Source organism: Bacillus sp. XT-4 (assembly GCF_050864245.1).
Classification (GTDB): domain Bacteria; phylum Bacillota; class Bacilli; order Bacillales; family Bacillaceae; genus Bacillus; species Bacillus altitudinis.
The window spans coordinates 85,975-105,948 of the sequence record NZ_JBPAFI010000001.1 but is presented as its reverse complement, the minus strand read 5'-3'; the positions used below and the strand labels follow the sequence as shown (position 1 = coordinate 105,948).

Genomic DNA, 19,974 nt, shown 5'->3' with positions numbered 1-19,974 from the left:
GATCCATGATTTGAAAAACGCAAACCGTGATGCACGCATCAGTGTCAAGCTAGTTTCTAAAGCTGGCGTTGGTACGATTGCAGCAGGTGTCGCAAAAGGGACAGCGGATGTCATCGTAATTAGTGGATATGATGGCGGTACTGGAGCTTCTCCGAAAACAAGTATTAAACATACAGGACTTCCTTGGGAGCTTGGATTGGCAGAAGCGCATCAAACCCTTGTCTTAAACGGCCTTCGAGAGCGAGTCGTTCTTGAAACGGATGGCAAATTAATGACAGGACGCGACGTTGTCATGGCTGCGATTTTAGGAGCAGAAGAATACGGCTTTGCGACAGCTCCACTTGTCGTATTAGGATGCGTCATGATGAGAGCATGTCATTTAGATACTTGCCCAGTCGGTGTCGCTACTCAAAACCCGGAACTTCGCAAAAAATTCATGGGTGACCCTGATCACATTGTCAACTTCATGATGTTTATTGCAGAGGAAGTAAGAGAAATTTTAGCTGAACTTGGCTTTACATCAATGGATGAATTGATTGGGCGTACAGATGTTTTATCAGTAAGTGAAAGAGCAAAAGCACACTGGAAAGCAGGACAGCTGAACCTTGAAACCCTGCTTTATCAGCCAGAGGGAGCACGCACATTCAGAACGCCACAAAATCATAAAATTGATGAATCACTGGATATGAATGAGATTCTCCCTTATGTACAGGAAGCGCTCGATCATCAAACACCGGTTGATCTGTCACTAAACATTCGCAACATTCACCGTGTAGCTGGAACGATTACGGGCAGTGAAGTGTCTAAGCGCTACGGCGAAGAAGGTCTGCCAGAGGATACGATCACACTTCGGTTCACTGGTTCAGCTGGACAAAGCTTCGGCGCATTTGTTCCAAAGGGGATGTCCTTATATTTAACAGGTGACTCAAATGACTATATCGGCAAAGGACTCTCTGGAGGCAAAATTGCTGTCAAAACATCTGATCACTTTGTACAAAATGGACATGAGAACGTGATTGTCGGTAACGTTGCATTTTACGGCGCGACAAGCGGAAAAGCGTATATTAACGGCCGTGCAGGTGAACGATTTGCGGTTCGTAATTCAGGTGTCAATGTGGTCGTTGAAGGAATCGGTGATCACGGCTGTGAATACATGACTGGCGGACGTGTTGTCATTTTAGGTGACGTCGGGAAAAACTTTGGCGCAGGGATGTCTGGCGGTATCGCTTACGTGCATACATCTGATGCAAAACAGTTCAAAAGAATGTGCAACATGGAAATGATCATGTTTGAAAAACTCACAGATCACGAAGAAGAACAAGAAGTGAAGCAAATGATTCAGGAACACCTTGATTATACAAACAGCTCAAAAGCAGCAGCGCTTCTAGAGAACTGGGCACAAGAAAAGAATCAATTCATTAAGATCATTCCGAGAAATTACAAAATGATGCTTCAAAGCATTGAGGAACAAAAACAAGCAGGCCTCAGCCACGAGGAAGCTGTTATGTTCGCATTTGAAGCAAACACAAAACCGAAAAATAAAGAAACGGCAAACGGGCAAAAAGCAGCCCTCGCTCATTAAGAAAGGGGAGAGGACAATGGGCAAAGCAACAGGTTTTATGGATTATAAAAGAGAAAAGCCAAATGAACGTGACCCTCTCACTCGTCAAAATGACTGGAAAGAATATTCAGCTCCTTATACAGATGAGGTATTGAAACAGCAGGGTGCTAGATGTATGGATTGCGGAACACCGTTTTGTCAAATTGGGATGGAGATCAGGGGCGGCGTTTCTGGCTGCCCGATCTACAATTTAATTCCAGAATGGAATGACCTTGTCTACCGGGGCAGATGGAAAGAAGCGCTTGAAAGACTGCAAAAAACGAACAATTTCCCTGAATTCACTGGGAGAGTATGTCCAGCACCTTGTGAAGGCTCATGTACCGTCGCGATCAATGATCCAGCAGTATCGATTAAAAATATCGAACGGACGATCATTGATAAAGGCTTTGAAAATGGCTGGATTACACCAAGAATTCCTTCAAGTCGTACAGGGAAAAAGGTTGCCATTGTTGGATCAGGACCAGCAGGACTGGCAAGTGCAGACCAACTAAACCAAGCAGGCCATGCTGTAACCGTGTTTGAACGATCTGATCGTCTTGGCGGATTGCTCACTTATGGTATTCCGAATATGAAGCTCGACAAAGAAGTCGTTGAGCGCAGAGTTAAACTGCTAAGACAAGAAGGCATTGACTTTGTGACCAATACAGAAATTGGTGTGGATATCACGGCTGATGAACTGAAAGAGCAATTTGATGCGGTTATCCTTTGTACAGGTGCACAAAAGCAGCGTGACCTGTTAATTGAAGGCAGGGAAGCAAAAGGGATTCACCTGGCAATGGATTATTTAACACTCGCAACAAAAAGCATGCTTGATTCAGGATTCAAAGATAAAAACTTTATTGACGCAAAAGGGAAAGACGTCATTGTGATTGGCGGAGGAGATACAGGTGCTGACTGCGTTGCAACTGCACTTCGCCAAAAAGCAAAAAGTGTTGTTCAATTCGGAAAGCATCCAAAGCTTCCAGATACACGTGTAGGGGATAACATGTGGCCAGAACAGCCTTATGTCTTCTCTCTAGATTATGCTTACGAAGAAGCACAAGCAAAATTTGGAGAAGACCCGCGGCAATATTCGATTCAAACCACAAAGATTGTGGCTGATAAAAATGGGAAGTTAAAAGAGCTTCATACCATTCAAATGGAAAAGGTGAAAAACGAGCAAGGGAAGTTTGAATTTCATGAGATTCCAGGAACAGAGAAGGTATGGCCAGCTCAGCTAGTCTTTATTGCGATTGGTTTTGAGGGAACTGAACAGCCGCTAGTGAAACACTTTGGCGTGGACAGCAAAAACAATCGGATTGACGCAAAATATGGGGAATATACAACGAATGTAGAAGGCGTATTTGCAGCGGGAGATGCAAGACGCGGTCAAAGCTTGATTGTCTGGGCAATTAACGAAGGCAGACAAGTGGCGCATGAGGTAGACCGTTATTTAATGGGGAGTTCGGTTCTGCCAAAATAGGCCAAACAAAGGGTGTTTACCATATATAGAGAAAAGCCATGACCAAAGAGTGGTCATGGCTTTTTATGATTCAGACATGGTTGGCTGGATAATGACTTTTTTACGTTTGAACTGGGAGACAACCAAACAGAGGAAGACAGCAAGAACAAAAAGAGAAATGGTCAAAAAGCCAAATGTATAGGAGCCCGTCATTTCTTTTAAACTGCCAAGAACGTTTGGTAAAAAGAATCCCCCAATGCCTCCTGCAGCCCCTACAATTCCAGTCACAATCCCAATTTCCTTATGAAACACTTGCGGCACAAGCTGGAACACCGCCCCATTCCCCATACCAAGACACATCATTCCGACAAATAAAAGCGCAATGACCACTGGTAAAGCAGGTAGACTACTCACTGCCCCTAAACAGATACCAATCAAAGCAAATAAACCGAGCAGTACTTTCATCCCGCCAATTTTATCGGCAATCAAACCGCCAACTGGCCGAAAGAAGCTGCCTGCCGCCACACAAAGCGTCACAAAATCACCGGCATGAATTTTTGAAATAGCATATTGGTCCACAAAGAAAATACTCAAGAAACTTGAAAGTCCGACAAAACCACCGAATGTAATTGCATAAAGAAGACAGAAAAACCACGTTGTCTTTACTTTAAAGACTGAAAAATAGGACCGAAGCGGCTGAGGGGCCGGCTGGTTTGGTGCATCTTTTGCTGTGAAAATAAAAAACAAAAAGACGAAACTTAAAGGAATAAGAGCGAGCCCCATCACTGTATGCCAGCCATACATCTCCGCAAGCCTTGGTCCAAAGAGTGTCGAGATCAGTGTTCCGCTGTTTCCGGCGCCGGCAATTCCCATCGCTACCCCTTGTAAATGAGGAGGGTACCAGCGGCTTGCCATCGGTAAAGCGACCGCAAAACTCGCACCTGCAACCCCTAATAAAATCCCGATCAGTACTAGCTCTGAAAGGGTTGTACCACCGAAAAACCCCCATATAAGCGGAATGGTGGTCAAAATCATGCCCATCATCGCTGTTTTTTTAGGTCCCATTCGGTCTGTTAATAGGCCTAGCACAATTCGAAAAAAAGATCCGGATAAAATCGGAATGGCTACAATCATGCCTTTTTCTATTGTCGATAAGGCAAAATCTTGTGCAATAAAAGCACCGAGTGCCCCCAGCAAAACCCAAATCATGAAACTCACGTCAAAATATAAAAATGAACCAAACAATGTCTTAGGATGACCACTAGAAGTCAATTCTGAGAGTTTCACAAAACCACTCCTTTATTTTGAATTTTCTGACTTAAAGATAGCGAGTTGATAGAAGGAATGGAAGTATTGTGTTAGAAAAAATGACATGGATAAACACTTTTTTACAAATGTGTGCCATAATCTAGGCAAACATTGCTTTGGCGCAAAAAGCTAGAAAGGTTGATCTCACATGGCAAAACGTAAACTCGTGTTTATCGGAAACGGCATGGCGAGTATGAAATGTATCGAGCATATCGTAAAGAATCAGCCAGAACGCTATTCCATCACGATCATTGGAAAAGAGAAGCACCCGGCCTACAACCGAATAAAACTTTCATCGGTTTTACAAAAAAGTGAATCATTGTCTCAAATTGAACTAAAGCCAAAAGAATGGTACACCAAACATGACATCACCATCCAAACAGGCGAAGCAGTTGTCCACATCGATACAAAGCGTCAATTGCTCATGACAGAAGCACGCCGGAATATCCCGTATGACAAACTGGTTATCGCCACAGGCTCATCGCCTCATTTTCTACCTATACAAGGCGTATCCAAAAAAGGGGTCTATGCTTTTCGTACGATTGACGATTATGAGGCCATTTACGCTGATTCTTTACGCTATGAGCGTGCAGCAGTCATTGGAGGTGGTGTACTTGGTGTGGAAGTGGCCGCTGGTTTACAGATCGCTGGACTGAAGACAACCTTGATTCATCACACGGATTGGCTTATGCAACGCCAATTAGATGAAACCGCTGCAGGGCTTTTGTCTCAACAATTAAGTCGCAAGGGGATTCAGGTAAAAACAAATGCTCATACGATTGCATGTTTAGGAAACGAGAGAGTAGAAGGCGTTCTGTTAAAAAGTGGAGACATCGTGGATGCTGATCTCGTGGTTTTCACAACAGGGGTCCGTCCGAATATAGAGCTTGCAAAACAGCACGGCATTCATACAAGAAAAGCCATTGTTGTAAATGATGTCATGCAGACAAACGTTGAGAATATTTATGCTATTGGAGAATGTGCAGAGCATAAGGGAATGGTGCACGGTCTTGTGCAGCCTATTTATGAACAAGCAAACGTGCTTGCGAATCATTTATTAGATGAACTGGTCACGAATTTACCTCCTGCCATTTATTCAACAAAATTGAAAGCAAATGACATATCTATTTATTCTGCTGGCAGTATTGTAAACCGATCCCCCTCCGCTTCAGTGGTGACTTACTTAGATGAAGAACAAGAAGTATATAAAAAACTAGTGTTTGAACATGATGTGCTCACAGGCGTTGTATTAGTTGGTCAACTTGAGAGAGCTGAGCAGCTTTTGCAGGATGTAAAAGTGGGGCGTGATAAAAGCGTAGTCATGAAATCACTGAATGAAGAGCAGATATCCCCTTTAGATTCATTAAAAACAGAGGATCTCATCTGCCAATGCCACACGGTGACGAAGGGAGCGATATTCAAAAGCATATCGGTCCATCAGCTGACAAATTTAGAAGAGATAAAAAAACAGACAGGGGCCGCAACGGGCTGCGGAGGCTGTCAAGAGCTTGTTCGTGCCTGCTGCCATGTCTCATCAAATCAGCTAACGGAAGCACTGGACACGTTTTGCTCGTGCACAAATGTAGAGGAAGAGACCATTTTTTCGTATGTAAAAAAGCAGCAGCCGCTGAATGAAGAGCAAGTAAGAAGACAATTTGATTGGATGACAGATAACGGCTGTGACAAGTGCCGAGCAGCCATTCCATACTATCTTGAGCAGTTTCAAGATCTTTTCGTAAAAGACAGCCCATCAGATCATGAGCACATACTAATGCCTCAGTTATATGGTGGCCGTCTTGATCTGACATTTTTACAGATGATAACCGGATTATTAGAGCAAAAGCAAATTCAGCACGTAGAACTAACGGAGAATAAACGAATTCGGCTGATCGGTATTTCACAAGAGGCCGACCATATTGTAAAAGAACATGGACACATCATGCCACAAGAAAGCAAGAGACTTTCTCATGTTCTATCATGTGATTGTCGTCACGATCCATCTGTCACAACACTTGTCATGGAGATCGAAAGACAACTAGAAAACACGCTTTTACCTGCAGTCACATCGATTCATATCGCTGGTCCTTCCTGCGTATGTCATTTCAGCCCCATCTATGACATCTGCATCAAGAAGCAGCTGGATGAATGGGACATTTATATAGGAGGCAGCATACGTCAACCTAAGGCAGGTCAGCTTTTTTATTCTGTGAGCCGAACGGATGAGCTGATTCCTTTTTTAAAAGCACTGCTTGAAGACTATAGAAAACGTGCATATTTTCAAGAATCTATTGGAGACTGGATCCAAAAAAACGGCATCATTTCCATCCGAGAAAAATTGCTCGATGAGGAAATGAGAGAAGAGCTCTGCGAGCAATTTGAGCAAAGTAGACAAAAGGGTGTGAATGTATGAATCAATCTTTTTTACAATATGTGCAGCAAACATCAGAGCAGCAAGAGCGAAAAAGGGTGTTCCCATCTCAATGTCCGTTTTGCAGTATGCAGTGCAAAATGCAATTAGTCGAGCAGCACGCAGAAGGGCGAACACGCTACCAGACGATAGGTATTCATAATCCAACCACGTTCGGCAGGATCTGTATGAAAGGGCAGCATGCCCACCAGCACGCACTGCACAAGGAACGATTGAATCACCCCCTCATCAAAAGAAACGGTCAATTTGTCAAAGTGACTTGGCAAGAGGCACTTGACGAAATCAAAGCACGCACTCAAACCCTTCAGACGGAACATGGGAACGATGCTATCAGTGTGTATGGTAGTGCATCGATTACAAATGAAGAAGCTTATTTACTCGGAAAATTTGCAAGGGTCGCCCTTAAAACGAAATACATTGATTACAATGGAAGACTGTGTATGTCTTCAGCAGCAACAGCAGCTAACCAAACATTTGGACTTGATCGGGGTCTAACCTTTCCGCTTCGTGACATCAAGCATGCCCGGGTTTTACTATTGGTTGGAACCAATATAGCGGAATGTCAGCCGACCCTCATACCGTATTTGGAAGAAGCTAAAAAGAACGGGGCATTTCTCATCGTGATCGATCCGCGAAAAACAGCAACAGCCAAACTAGCTGACTTACATGTCAGCTTAAGGCCTGGGTCAGATGCTGCACTCGCAAATGGAATCTTACACGTCATGCTTCATGAACAGTTACTAGACGAAGAATTTATTAAAAAACGAACATCAGGTTTTCAAGAAATGAAACAGCATATTTCACACATGTCCCTGCAAGACATTACGCAGCAAACCGGTGTATCGATGAAAGTCATTCAAAAAATAGCGAGAAAATTCGCCCGCGAAAAAACAGGCATGATTCTGACTGCAAGAGGCATTGAGCAGCAAATAGACGGGACAGCATCCGTTCGTAATTTCCTGAATATTCTGCTTGTTACTGGGAAGATTGGCCGGATTGGGTGTGGCTATGGTGCCATTACTGGGCAAGGAAATGGACAGGGTGCAAGAGAGCATGGACAAAAAGCAGATCAGCTTCCTGGTTACCGTGATATCACAAACCCAGTACATAGAAAAGAAATGGCCGAAATATGGAAGATCGATGAAAAAGAACTGCCTGGAAAAGGTGTATCTGCTTTTGAAATGTTTGAAAAAATGCAGAAAGGAGAGATAAAAGCGCTCTTTTTAATGTGTTCTAATCCTGTTCAATCAGGTCCGCATGCAAGCTTTATCAAAAAAGCCATCGAGCAGCTGTCCTTTTTTGTCGCAATTGATTTATTTATCTCTGAGACGGCTGCACTCGCAGATGTTATTTTACCAGCTTCGTCATATTTAGAGGACGAAGGGACCATGACGAACATAGAAGGACGCGTTACGCTGAGAGAAGCAACCTATCCACTCAAACACCAAAGAAAGCACGATTGGCAAATCATTTGTGAAATAGCAGCAGTATTAGGCAAAGGCGGCTCTTTTTCTTTTTCATCTGCAGAAGACATCTTTGAGGAATTGAGAACAGCAACGAAAGGAGCCAAAGCCGATTATTCCGGTATGACCTATGACAGGTTAAGGAAGACGCAAGGCATATTATGGCCCTGCTCTCATTTGGAAGACCGAGGAACAGAAAGACTATTTGAGCATCAATTCTCACATCCTGATAAATTAGCAAAATTTGCAGTCGTTGCACATGGACAACAGGGTGCAAAAGAACCAGTCAGTCCAGAATATCCACTCTATTTAACGACCGGCAGGGTGATGGCTCATTACCAAACGGGCGTTCAAACAAGAAAAAGCACCTCTCTTGTTGCCCGGCAGTTTGAAGCTTATGTAGGGCTTCATCCTGACACAGCCGAAGCTTATGGACTTCAGCACGGGGAGCTCGTCACCATCCAGTCAAAACGAGGTAGTGTCATCATGAGGTGCCACATAACAGATAGCATCCGAAAAGATACTGTGTTTGTTCCGTTTCACTGGAATAAACATCAATCAATTAACCTATTAATTGGTAAACAGTTAGATCCACACAGTAAAATGCCAGGTTTTAAATATTGTCCTGTACAGCTGTCAGCCTACAAGAATTGAAAACTATGTGAGAAATTTTAACATGTATTTTCCATCTTTGTTTAGATTATGGTACTTTCTAAAAAACGATCACATGAGGGGTGTTTTTCATGAAAGAAAAACTCGTATTAGTAGGGAATGGTATGGCTGGTATCCGAACGCTCGAAAACATTTTAAAAACAGACAATGAACGATTCGACATGACTGTATTTGGAACTGAGCCGTATCCTAACTATAATCGGATTCTTTTATCGAAAGTTCTCCAAGGGGATACAAAGACAGAGGATATTACGTTAAACGATTGGAATTGGTACAAAGAACATCATATTCAGCTGTTTACAAATGAGACCATTGTGAAGATCGATCCAGACAATCAAACCGTTATGAGTGATCAAGGACGGACCGTGCATTATGACCGTTTAATTTTAGCGACAGGGTCCCTCCCGTTCATCCCGCCCATTCCAGGGAGCGATAAAAAAGGGGTAACAGCTTTTCGTACATTACAAGACACAGAGGAAATGGTCAAAGCATCTATGATGTACAAAAAAGCAGCCGTCATTGGAGGCGGGCTCCTTGGACTTGAAGCCGCGCGTGGTCTACTAAACTTAGGAATGGAAGTGACCGTCATTCATCTTGGCTCTCATCTAATGGACCGGCAGCTCGATCCGGTGGCAGGTCAGCTTCTGCAAGCAGCTTTAGAAAAACAAGGCATGAGCTTTCTATTAGGAAAACAGACAAATGAGATTTTAGGAGATACAAGGGTAGAAGGGCTAACATTTTCAGATGGTTCTACATTAGAGACAGATATGGTGGTCATGGCAGCAGGAATTAAACCGAATCACAAGCTTGCCGAAACGAGCGGCATTGAAGTGAACCGGGGGATTATCGTCAATGATTTCATGGAAACAAGTGTCCCGCGGATTTACGCAGTCGGAGAATGTGTTGAACATAGAGGACAAACGTACGGTCTTGTTGCGCCATTATACGATCAAGCAAACGTGCTTGCGAAGCATGTTTGTGATATGGCCCCGACGCCTTATGAAGGATCTGTACTATCGACACAGCTAAAAGTATCAGGGGTTGATGTATTTTCAGCTGGAGATTTTATAGAAAACGATGAGAAACAAGCGATTAAGATTTTTGACGAACAGCAAGGCATTTATCAAAAACTAGTCTTCCAGCAAAACCGATTAGTCGGCGCCGTCATGTTTGGAGAAACAAGCGATGGACCACGTTTATTCTCGTACATTAGAGAAGGTGTTGATATGTCAGATATGGAAAAAGTATCTGTCTTAACATCAAATGAGCTGGCGCAAGAAAACACGATTGAACAAATGGCAAACGACCATATCGTTTGTGGCTGTAATGGTGTCTCAAAAGGTCAAATAGTGGCAGCTATTCAAAAAGAAGGCCTAACGACTATACAAGAGGTCAAGCAATGTACAAGTGCTTCTCGGTCATGCGGAGGCTGCCAACCTGTTGTGGAAGAGATTTTATGGCACACTTTAGGCGATGATGCAAACCGCACTGCGCAAAAAGAAACCATCTGCGCCTGCACCACCTTATCAAGAGATGAAGTGATTCATGAAATAAAAGAGAAAGGTTTGCAGCATGTCAAAGAAGTGATGAATGTACTTGACTGGGAAACAGAAGAAGGCTGTTCAAAGTGCCGGCCTGCACTGAATTACTATTTAGGGATGATGTATCCGCTTGACTACAAAGATGAAAAAAGCTCGCGATTTGTGAATGAACGAATGCATGCCAACATCCAAAACGATGGTACCTATTCGGTCGTTCCACGTATGTACGGAGGCGTGACAAATGCTAATGACCTGAGAAAAATAGCGGATGTCGTTGACAAATATGAGATACCGCTTGTGAAAATGACTGGAGGGCAGCGAATCGACCTTTTAGGTGTCAAAAAAGAAGATTTACCAAAAGTATGGGCTGATTTAGATATGCCGTCTGGTTATGCTTACGGAAAATCATTAAGAACCGTCAAAACTTGTGTTGGAGAACAATTTTGCAGATTCGGAACGCAGGATTCCATTTCTCTTGGGATCGCACTTGAAAAGAAATTTGAAGGACTTGCCACACCGCACAAAGTCAAAATGGCCGTATCAGCCTGTCCAAGAAACTGTGCTGAATCTGGGATTAAAGATCTTGGCATCGTAGGTATCGATGGGGGATTTGAATTGTATGCTGGCGGGAATGGAGGGACACATTTACGAGCTGGAGACTTATTAATGAAAGTAAGTACAGCAGAAGAAGTAGAACAAATGGCCGCAGCCTACCTTCAATATTACAGAGAAACCGCAAATTATTTAGAGAGAACATCCGCTTGGGTTGAACGGCTTGGATTGAATCATATCCAAACGGTCCTGCTAGATGACAAGAAACGTGCAGCATTAATCGAAAGAATGGACATCGCACTTTCAACTTATGAAGAACCGTGGCAAGAGATTCGAGAGAACGAAACAGAAACAAGACAATTATTTCAAAAGGCAACTGCTTCCGTCTAAATCAATTGAAGGGATGAGATCAGATGACAGTTTCAATTGTAAAAGTTCATATTGGTACAATATCAGATTTCCCGTTGCAGCTAGGGAAAACAGTCGCAGCCGGTCCACTTGAATTAGCTGTTTTTCAAACCTCTAACAAGCAGTTCAAAGCCATTGAAAATCGCTGTCCTCATAAAGGCGGTGTACTAGCTGAAGGAATGGTGAGCGGAGATCATGTCTTCTGTCCAATGCATGATTGGAAAATCAACCTTTCATCAGGAAATGTTCAAGAACCAGATCATGGATGCGTGAAAACATATGAAGCATTGGTTGAGGGAGACGACGTCTTTATTTTACTGCCTTCATAAATGGTTTAGAACCTTCCTTTCCTGTACATGCTGTAAGTACATGCAGTGAGAAAGGAAGGTATATGTGTGCCATTTTTTAATATTTTGATTGAACTCTTTATCGGATTTTTCGCTTTATTTTCCATTACAAAGCTATTAGGGAAAACACAATTTGCACAAATCACGCCGTTTGATTTTATTTCTGCACTGATTTTAGGGGAGATGGTTGGTAACGCCATTTTTGATCCAGAAGTCAGCGTGCTACATATCCTTTTTGCAGTTGCAGTCTGGGGCGTTTTAATCTACACAGTTGAATGGCTTTCACAAAAATTCAAATCCATTCGCGCTTTTTTAGAGGGAAGACCGACTCTTGTGATTGATAAAGGAAAGATTCACTACAATCGATTAAAGAAAAATATGCTTGATTTAAATCAGCTGCAGACGCTGATTCGAGCGAAAGGGCATTTTGCTCTTAATGAAATTGAATTTGCCATTTTGGAAACGGATGGGTCTGTGAGTGTGCTTCCGAAAATGAAATATGCACCAGCTACAGCCGAAGATGTGAACGTGAAAGGAAAAGAAGTCACATTGCCTAGAACGTTTATTATCGACGGAGAGATTTTAAAAAAAGATTTAAAGGAAGCTGGATTTGATGAAGCGTGGCTGAGAGAGCAATTGAAAAAACAGCACATATCCTCCTATAAAGACGTCCTATTTTGTGAATGGATTGAAAATGAAGGAATTTATGCGATGAAATATGAAAAAACATCCACAACCTAACACAGTGGATGTTTTTTTGTGTTTTTTTGTTTTATCACTGAATAGGATCAAAAAGAATACGTCAATGAAAACGTTCACAATATAAGGGGGAGATGTGTGATGAAGTATGGAAAACGACTGCTGATGATGGTATTGGCCTTACTGCTTTTTGACTCAGCTTATGCGCAAGCAGCTGGACACAACCATCAAACAAACCGCGTGCTTATTGTCGACCAAAAAGGAAATGGGACATTTCGAACGGTTCAATCTGCCATTGATGCGATACCAGTGAACAATCAACAGCAAACGACGATATATATTAAAAATGGTGTGTATAAAGAAAAGATTCTCCTTCCGCAAAATAAGCCGTATGTGTCCTTTATTGGAGAAAATCAGTATCAGACGATTCTGACGTATGATGATACAAATGCAAGCAGCGGGAGCACAACCAATAGCTCTAGTACAATGATTCGGGCAAATCATTTTTACGCAGAAAATATCACGTTTCAAAATACAGCTGGTCGAAACGCAGGGCAGGCGGTTGCCCTTTATGTATCCGGGGACCGGGCTGTGTTTAAACACGTACGTGTTCTCGGTTATCAAGATACACTTTATGCCACAGGCACAGGGAGACAATATTATGAAGATTGCTATATCGAGGGCACGGTTGACTTCATCTTTGGTTCAGCAACGGCTGTATTTAAAAGAGCTGAAATAAAAAGTCTTGGAAATGGATATATTACAGCGGCATCCACAACAGAAGCGCAAAAGTATGGCTACGTTTTTATTGATTCCACGTTAAATAAAGGAACGTCTGCGTCTCAATCTGTGTACTTAGGCCGTCCGTGGAGACCTCATTCGGCTGTCACGTTCCTCCAAACAAAAATGGATGAACATATTAAAGCTGAGGGATGGCATAACTGGGAGAACAAAGACAACGAAAGAACGGCTAGATATCAAGAATATGGATCAACGGGCGCAGGGAGTCATGTGGCAAACCGGGTGAAGTGGTCAACGATATTAACAAAAAACGAAGCAAGTCAAATCACCGTTCAAGCCGTGCTTAGCGGAAGCGATGGCTGGAATCCTGAAAAAAGGTAAAAGAGGCTTGTCAGTTTTCGTCAAAGAAAGCTGACTTTTCTGTTTAAAAAACCTTTGAGAACAAACGTTCTTTTGTGTATAATGAACATAATCTGCTAAATTTGGCTGCTTTTCTAAAAAGGAGGGATTGCGTGAAACGTTTCTCACAGGTCATGTTTTTACAACTATGTATTTTGTCGATGTTATTTCTCCCTTTTTCAGTGAAAGATGAACAACTAACAGCTCATGATGATCAATCAAAATGGATCACTTCTTTAGACGAATTCATTCGAACAGCACCTGATTTAGAGGGCGCAATTGCTGGCATCAGCGTACGCGATACTTCTGACACTTCTCTTCTTTATGAACATCAAGCGGACATCCGTCTGACTCCTGCTTCTAATATGAAATTACTCACATCTGCTATCGCACTCGATCTACTGGGTGAAACACACACTTTTCCAACAGACGTTTGGATAGATGGTTCAATTCACAAAAAAACATTGCACGGCAATCTTTATCTCCGAGGCTCTGGAGACCCGACATTGTTAGAAAGCGATTTTGCCGCATTAGCCAAACAAGTCAAAAAGGCCGGAATACATACGATTCGTGGACAGCTTGCAGCTGATGATACTTGGTTTGATGACACAAGGTATTCCATCGATCTGCCGTGGAGTGATGAAGATCAATATTACGGCGCTCAAATATCTGCTCTTACTGCTTCACCGAATGAGGATTATGATGCAGGAACGATCATTCTCGAAGTCAAGCCGGGAAAGAAAGCAGGGCAGAAGGCCAGCTATGAGATGATCCCGAAGACTGACGTCGCTCAAGTTGTCAATCAAGTGAAAACTGTGCCAGAAGGCGGAAAGAAGAAAATATCTTTTAAACGCTCTCACGGTACAAACAAAATTACACTGACTGGGACGATTCCGCTAAAAGCATCCTCGTCTAAACAATGGGTCGCATTATGGGAACCGACAACGTATGCTTTAGACTTAATGAAACGAGCATTAAAGGCTGAGGGAATTCAGCTGAAAGGACCACTCCAAACAAAACAAGTTCCTAAAAAAGCGAAAAAAATCGCTTCCCATACATCAATGCCTTTATCCGATCTTCTTGTTCCGATGATGAAATTAAGCAACAATACACATGCAGAAATTCTGTTAAAAGAACTTGGGAAGCGGGTAAAGAACAAAGGGAGTTTTGACAAAGGGCTTGACGTGCTGAATGAACGTCTTCCTGCCTATGGCATAGATGCATCTATGACTGTGTTGAGAGACGGATCAGGCATATCACCGATTAACCTTGTTTCTGCAAATCAATTCACGTTATTTTTGACAAACATTCAAAAGGAAAAATGGTTTAACACCTATGTCCATGCACTTCCGTTAGCTGGGGCAAGTGAGCGTATGGTGGGAGGTACATTAAGAAATAGATTGAAAGAACCAGCTACACTAGAAAAAGTGCGTGCAAAAACAGGTACACTATCAACGGTCAGCACACTATCTGGATATATTGAAACGCAGAGTGGAAAAACGCTTGCTTTTTCCATCTTATTGAATCATCTCGTTGATGACGAAAAAGGAAAAGAGATAGAAGACCGCATTGTCAGCATGTTAGCTGAGGATCTTTAGACAGAGAAGGAGAACCATCATGACGTTAGATAATAATCAATCTTTAGTAAAAACCATGTCGATCTTTCTAATTCCACTTTTATTAAGCAATATTTTGCAATCAATTGGACAGCTTGTTTCCATTGTGCTTGTCGGTAGATGGATTGGAGAGGATGCAGTAGCTGCGATATCTGCATTCTTTCCACTTTTCTTTTTACTTGTTTCTTTTTCCATTGGGATTGGATCAGGGAGCTCGATCCTGATTGGACAAGCATACGGAGCAAAAAATGAGCAGAGGTTAAAGGAAATTATCGGTACAACGCTTTCGTTTACCTTTTTAATCGGACTTTCTTTAGCTGTCATTGGAGGTTTTTTTGCCACAGATATTTTACATCTGATGGGGACACCTGCAAATATTGTGGAGGAAAGTGCGGCATATGCCAGAATCCTATTCATCTCCATGCCCATCTTATTTCTTTATTTTGTCTATACAACTTTTTTACGAGGAACAGGAGATTCGAAAACACCATTTTATTTCTTAATGATTAGTACAGGAACCAATATTTTATTGCTGCCAATTTTATTATTCGGCTGGCTTGGTTTACCGGCATTTGGTTTATATGGTGCTGCGTATTCTTCTGTGATTTCTACAATCGTTACGTTTATCATTCTTCATATCTATCTTTATAAAACAAAGCACCCGCTGCGCATTGATGCGTCGGTTAGAAAGCATCTATTGATGAAAGGGGATTTATTAAAAACGCTATTAAAGTTAAGTATCCCTTCTAGTATTAATATGATTCTCATTTCTTTATCAGAAATTGCTGTCATTTCTTTTGTCAACGATTATGGATCACAGGCGACCGCAGCTTATGGCGTTGTTAACCAAGTCGTAAGTTATGTACAGATGCCCGCAGTGAGCCTTGGTATTGCTGTTTCTATCTTCGCCGCACAATTCATTGGCGCAGGAAACATGAATCGTTTGAAAGATGTCATTAAAATTGGGCTGGGGCTAAACTTTGCGATAGGCGGATTGATTATTATTTTCGTCTATATTTTCGCACCACAAATTTTATCTATCTTTTTAACAGATCCTGCAACGATTGACATTGCATATAGTTTGGTCGTGATTACCCTATGGAGCTATCTCATTTTTGGAACGGCGCAAATCGTTGCAGCCACAATGAGAGCAAGTGGCACAGTTCTATGGCCGACCATCTTTAGTATTTGTTCCATTTGGCTTGTTGAAGTACCAGTGGCTTATGTGCTATCACACCATACATCGCTTGGGATCAAAGGAATCTGGATAGGATATCCTGCTGCCTTTTTTGTAAACTTATTGCTCCAATACGGCTATTATCGACTGGTATGGAAGAAAAAGCAGATCGTTGCACTTGTCCAATCATAATGTGAGCCTATCATCTGGCATATACATACGAAGATCGATTACTTTGTAGGGGGTCTGATCTTCTATGTTTTTAAATCAAAGAAGTGAGCTCAGTTCGTATGATATCGGTGACTTCACTTATGCCGGACCAGATTTTCAAGTCTTGACGTGGGGAGAAGGAACAACGCTGAATGTAGGGAAGTTTTGTTCCATCGCAAACGAAGTAAAAGTTTTTCTTGGTGGTGAACACCGAACAGATTGGGTCACCACATATCCCTTCAATCAAATTTTCACAGATGCTGCCCATATTGAAGGACATCCACGATCAAAAGGGGATGTGTGTATAGGGCACGATGTTTGGATTGGATATGGAGCAACAATCATGTCAGGAGTACAGATAGGAAACGGGGCAGTCATTGGAGCAAATAGTCTGATTACAAAAGATGTGCCTCCATATGCGATTGTCGCAGGGAACCCGCAGCGGCTCATGAAATATCGGTTTTCTTCGGATATCATTGAAAAACTTCAGTTATTAGAATGGTGGAATTTAGAGTTTTCGTTCATACAGTCTATTTTTCACCTCTTGCAATCTCCTGATATTGACCGTTGTATAAGCGTAATTGAAGATAGAAAAAAGAAAGGCTGACAGAGCCTTTCTTTTTTTCTATCTTCGTTTCACTTAGCTGAGTCTGATGATGGTAAGTGATGCACCGGTTGCACCACCACCTATTAGAATGGCTGTTACAACCGCTCCGAAAAATTGTAATGAAATTGTATTTCCTGCTGTTAAATTGACAATAACTGTATTGCTCATAAAAGTTGTGGATACGGCAGAGGACTGAATTGAACCTGGAATAGCAGTTGATCCATTCAACCATAGCCTTGTGCTCACTAAAAGTGCAGTAGTGGTATTTACTTGATATGTGATATAGTATTTACCTGTTTGCTGGACTGTGAATGTATCATTTGAACCATTCGGCGTAAATCCATTAATATTTTGATTACTTGGTAAAGCAATGTTCGTACCACCAGCAATAGTAATGATTGTAGGACCTGTTGTATTTCCAGCATAAAGTGCCGTATCAGTTGGACCGCTAGCTCCAGTGGCACCAGTGATTCCAGTAGCTCCAGTTGGACCGGTGCCTCCAGTGGCACCAGTGATTCCAGTAGCTCCAGTTGGACCGCTAGCTCCAGTGGCACCAGTGATTCCAGTAGCTCCAGTTGGACCGGTGCCTCCAGTGGCACCAGTGATTCCAGTAGCTCCAGTTGGACCGCTAGCTCCAGTGGCACCAGTGATTCCAGTAGCTCCAGTTGGACCGGTGCCTCCAGTGGCACCAGTGATTCCAGTAGCTCCAGTTGGACCGCTAGCTCCAGTGGCACCAGTGATTCCAGTAGCTCCAGTTGGACCGGTGTCTCCAGTGGCACCTGTTGGACCAGTAGGCCCGGTAGGACCCGTATCACCAGTTACACCAGTCGCACCGGTAGGTCCGGTATCACCAGTTACACCAGTGGCACCAGTAGGCCCAGTATCTCCAGTTACACCAGTGGCACCGGTTGGACCAGTATCTCCAGTTACACCAGTGGCTCCCGTAGGCCCGGTATCACCAGTAGCTCCAGTATCACCGGTTGGACCAGTAGGTCCGGTATCTCCAGTGGATCCAGTAACTCCGGTGGCACCAGTTGGACCAGTCGCACCAGTTACTCCAGTAGCACCAGTAGGCCCGGTATCACCAGTTACACCAGTCGCACCGGTAGGACCGCTAGCTCCAGTGGCACCAGTGGCTCCGGTAGGCCCGGTATCTCCAGTTACACCAGTCGCACCGGTAGGTCCGGTAGCTCCAGTGGCACCAGTGGCTCCGGTAGGCCCGGTATCTCCAGTTACACCAGTCGCACCGGTAGGTCCGGTATCACCAGTTACACCAGTGGCTCCAGTAGGCCCAGTATCTCCAGTATCACCAGTTACTCCAGTAGCACCGGTAGGTCCGGTATCTCCAGTGGCACCAGTAGGCCCGGTATCTCCAGTAGCTCCAGTAACTCCGGTGGCACCAGTAGGTCCGGTATCTCCAGTTACACCAGTGGCACCAGTAGGCCCAGTATCTCCAGTCGCACCAGTAGGCCCGGTATCTCCAGTAGCTCCAGTAACTCCAGTGGCACCAGTAGGCCCAGTATCTCCAGTATCACCAGTCGCACCAGTAGGCCCGGTATCTCCAGTAGCTCCAGTAACTCCGGTGGCACCAGTAGGTCCGGTATCTCCAGTTACACCAGTGGCACCAGTAGGCCCAGTATCTCCAGTCGCACCAGTAGGCCCGGTATCTCCAGTAGCTCCAGTAACTCCGGTGGCACCAGTAGGTCCGGTATCTCCTGTTACACCAGTATCACCGGTTGGACCAGTAGGTCCGGTATCACCAGTTACACCAGTGGCTCCAGTAGACCCAGTATCTCCAGTTACACCAGTGGCTCCAGTAGACCCAGTATCTCCAGTTACACCAGTGGCACCAGTAGGCCCAGTATCTCCAGTTACACCAGTGGCACCAGTAGGCCCAGTATCACCAGTAGCTCCAGTAACTCCGGTGGCACCAGTAGGTCCGGTATCTCCAGTTACACCAGTGGCTCCGGTAGGCCCAGTATCTCCAGTTACTCCAGTAGCACCGGTAGGTCCGGTATCTCCAGTCGCACCAGTAGGCCCGGTATCACCAGTAGCTCCAGTAACTCCGGTGGCACCAGTAGGTCCGGCATCACCAGTTACACCAGTGGCTCCGGTAGGCCCAGTATCTCCAGTTACTCCAGTCGCACCGGTAGGTCCGGTATTACCAGTTGCACCAGTCGCACCGGTAGGTCCGGTATTACCAGTTGCACCAGTAGGTCCGGTATCTCCAGTGGATCCAGTAACTCCGGTGGCACCGGTTGGACCAGTCGCACCAGTAGGACCGGTATCTCCAGTAGCTCCAGTAACTCCGGTGACACCAGTAGCTCCAGTATCACCGGTTGGACCAGTAGGACCGGTATCTCCAGTTACACCAGTAGCACCGGTAGGTCCGGTATCTCCAGTGGATCCAGTAACTCCGGTGGCACCGGTTGGACCAGTCGCACCAGTTACACCAGTCGCACCAGTAGGCCCGGTATCTCCAGTAGCTCCAGTAACTCCGGTGGCACCAGTAGGTCCGTTATCACCAGTAGCTCCAGTAACTCCGGTGGCACCAGTAGGTCCGGTATCTCCAGTTACACCAGTGGCTCCCGTAGGGCCAGTATCTCCAGTTGCACCAGTAGGTCCGGTATCACCAGTTACTCCAGTATCACCGGTAGGCCCAGTATTTCCAGTAACTCCAGTGGCACCAGTAGGCCCAGTATCTCCAGTTACACCAGTATCACCGGTTGGACCAGTATCTCCAG

General features: G+C 44.0%; 13 protein-coding genes. 11 read left to right on the top strand and 2 right to left on the bottom strand.

Annotated features, from left to right (window positions below; genetic code table 11):
• Positions 1-1,582, top strand: a 1,582-nt coding sequence (locus ACRRMM_RS00490) for a glutamate synthase-related protein (protein ID WP_432450761.1), incomplete at its 5' end; no start/stop codon positions are given.
• Positions 1,583-1,598: 16 nt separating this feature from the next.
• Entirely contained in the window at positions 1,599-3,083 is a 1,485-nt protein-coding gene (gene gltD / locus ACRRMM_RS00485; protein WP_008346585.1) for a glutamate synthase small subunit, read from the top strand.
• A 63-nt stretch (positions 3,084-3,146) separates the two neighbouring features.
• On the opposite strand, the gene ACRRMM_RS00480 is transcribed toward gltD, so the two are convergent.
• Entirely contained in the window at positions 3,147-4,349 is a 1,203-nt protein-coding gene (locus tag ACRRMM_RS00480; protein ID WP_017367412.1) for a nitrate/nitrite transporter, read from the bottom strand.
• Between the two features lie 169 nt (positions 4,350-4,518).
• Here ACRRMM_RS00480 and nirB (ACRRMM_RS00475) point away from each other — a divergent pair, with 169 nt between their 5' ends.
• From nirB (ACRRMM_RS00475) to ACRRMM_RS00435, 9 genes are all read left to right on the top strand, one after another.
• On the top strand, positions 4,519-6,780 hold the full coding sequence (nirB, locus tag ACRRMM_RS00475; protein WP_025207474.1) for a nitrite reductase large subunit NirB: 2,262 nt from the start codon (positions 4,519-4,521) through the stop codon (positions 6,778-6,780).
• Complete coding sequence (gene nasC / locus ACRRMM_RS00470) at positions 6,777-8,915, top strand: assimilatory nitrate reductase catalytic subunit NasC (protein ID WP_025207473.1); 2,139 nt, start codon at positions 6,777-6,779, stop codon at positions 8,913-8,915. Before nirB (ACRRMM_RS00475) ends, nasC begins: the two co-directional genes overlap by 4 nt.
• An 89-nt stretch (positions 8,916-9,004) precedes the next feature.
• A complete protein-coding gene (nirB, locus tag ACRRMM_RS00465) occupies positions 9,005-11,416 on the top strand; it encodes a nitrite reductase large subunit NirB (RefSeq protein ID WP_349926092.1) in 2,412 nt (803 codons plus the stop codon).
• Between the two features lie 23 nt (positions 11,417-11,439).
• A complete protein-coding gene (nirD, locus tag ACRRMM_RS00460) occupies positions 11,440-11,763 on the top strand; it encodes a nitrite reductase small subunit NirD (RefSeq protein ID WP_008346593.1) in 324 nt (107 codons plus the stop codon).
• Between the two features lie 66 nt (positions 11,764-11,829).
• On the top strand, positions 11,830-12,522 hold the full coding sequence (locus ACRRMM_RS00455; RefSeq protein WP_008346595.1) for a DUF421 domain-containing protein: 693 nt from the start codon (positions 11,830-11,832) through the stop codon (positions 12,520-12,522).
• A gap of 99 nt (positions 12,523-12,621) precedes the next feature.
• Complete coding sequence (locus ACRRMM_RS00450; RefSeq protein ID WP_008346597.1) at positions 12,622-13,602, top strand: pectinesterase family protein; 981 nt, start codon at positions 12,622-12,624, stop codon at positions 13,600-13,602.
• Positions 13,603-13,733: 131 nt separating this feature from the next.
• Positions 13,734-15,218 (top strand): D-alanyl-D-alanine carboxypeptidase/D-alanyl-D-alanine endopeptidase, encoded by a 1,485-nt coding sequence (dacB, locus tag ACRRMM_RS00445; protein ID WP_056704301.1) that lies wholly within the window; start codon positions 13,734-13,736, stop codon positions 15,216-15,218.
• A 19-nt stretch (positions 15,219-15,237) separates the two neighbouring features.
• Positions 15,238-16,605 (top strand): MATE family efflux transporter, encoded by a 1,368-nt coding sequence (locus tag ACRRMM_RS00440; RefSeq protein WP_035703202.1) that lies wholly within the window; start codon positions 15,238-15,240, stop codon positions 16,603-16,605.
• A 64-nt stretch (positions 16,606-16,669) separates the two neighbouring features.
• The gene (locus ACRRMM_RS00435) at positions 16,670-17,230 is read left to right on the top strand and encodes a CatB-related O-acetyltransferase (protein WP_017358859.1); all 561 of its coding nucleotides are present in this window, start codon (positions 16,670-16,672) and stop codon (positions 17,228-17,230) included.
• 33 nt (positions 17,231-17,263) lie between these two features.
• Here the strand turns inward: ACRRMM_RS00435 and ACRRMM_RS00430 are convergent.
• The coding region (locus tag ACRRMM_RS00430; protein WP_432450760.1) for a beta strand repeat-containing protein at positions 17,264-19,974 on the bottom strand (2,711 nt) is incomplete at its 5' end.

Excerpts from the sequence above, each read along its gene's own strand:
- gltD (WP_008346585.1), top strand. The coding sequence starts at position 1,599 with ATGGGCAAAGCAACAGGTTTTATGGATTATAAAAGAGAAAAGCCAAAT.
- ACRRMM_RS00440 (WP_035703202.1), top strand. The coding sequence starts at position 15,238 with ATGACGTTAGATAATAATCAATCTTTAGTAAAAACCATGTCGATCTTT.
- nirD (WP_008346593.1), top strand. The coding sequence starts at position 11,440 with ATGACAGTTTCAATTGTAAAAGTTCATATTGGTACAATATCAGATTTC.
- nasC (WP_025207473.1), top strand. The coding sequence starts at position 6,777 with ATGAATCAATCTTTTTTACAATATGTGCAGCAAACATCAGAGCAGCAA.
- ACRRMM_RS00435 (WP_017358859.1), top strand. The coding sequence starts at position 16,670 with ATGTTTTTAAATCAAAGAAGTGAGCTCAGTTCGTATGATATCGGTGAC.
- nirB (WP_349926092.1), top strand. The coding sequence starts at position 9,005 with ATGAAAGAAAAACTCGTATTAGTAGGGAATGGTATGGCTGGTATCCGA.
- nirB (WP_025207474.1), top strand. The coding sequence starts at position 4,519 with ATGGCAAAACGTAAACTCGTGTTTATCGGAAACGGCATGGCGAGTATG.
- ACRRMM_RS00450 (WP_008346597.1), top strand. The coding sequence starts at position 12,622 with ATGAAGTATGGAAAACGACTGCTGATGATGGTATTGGCCTTACTGCTT.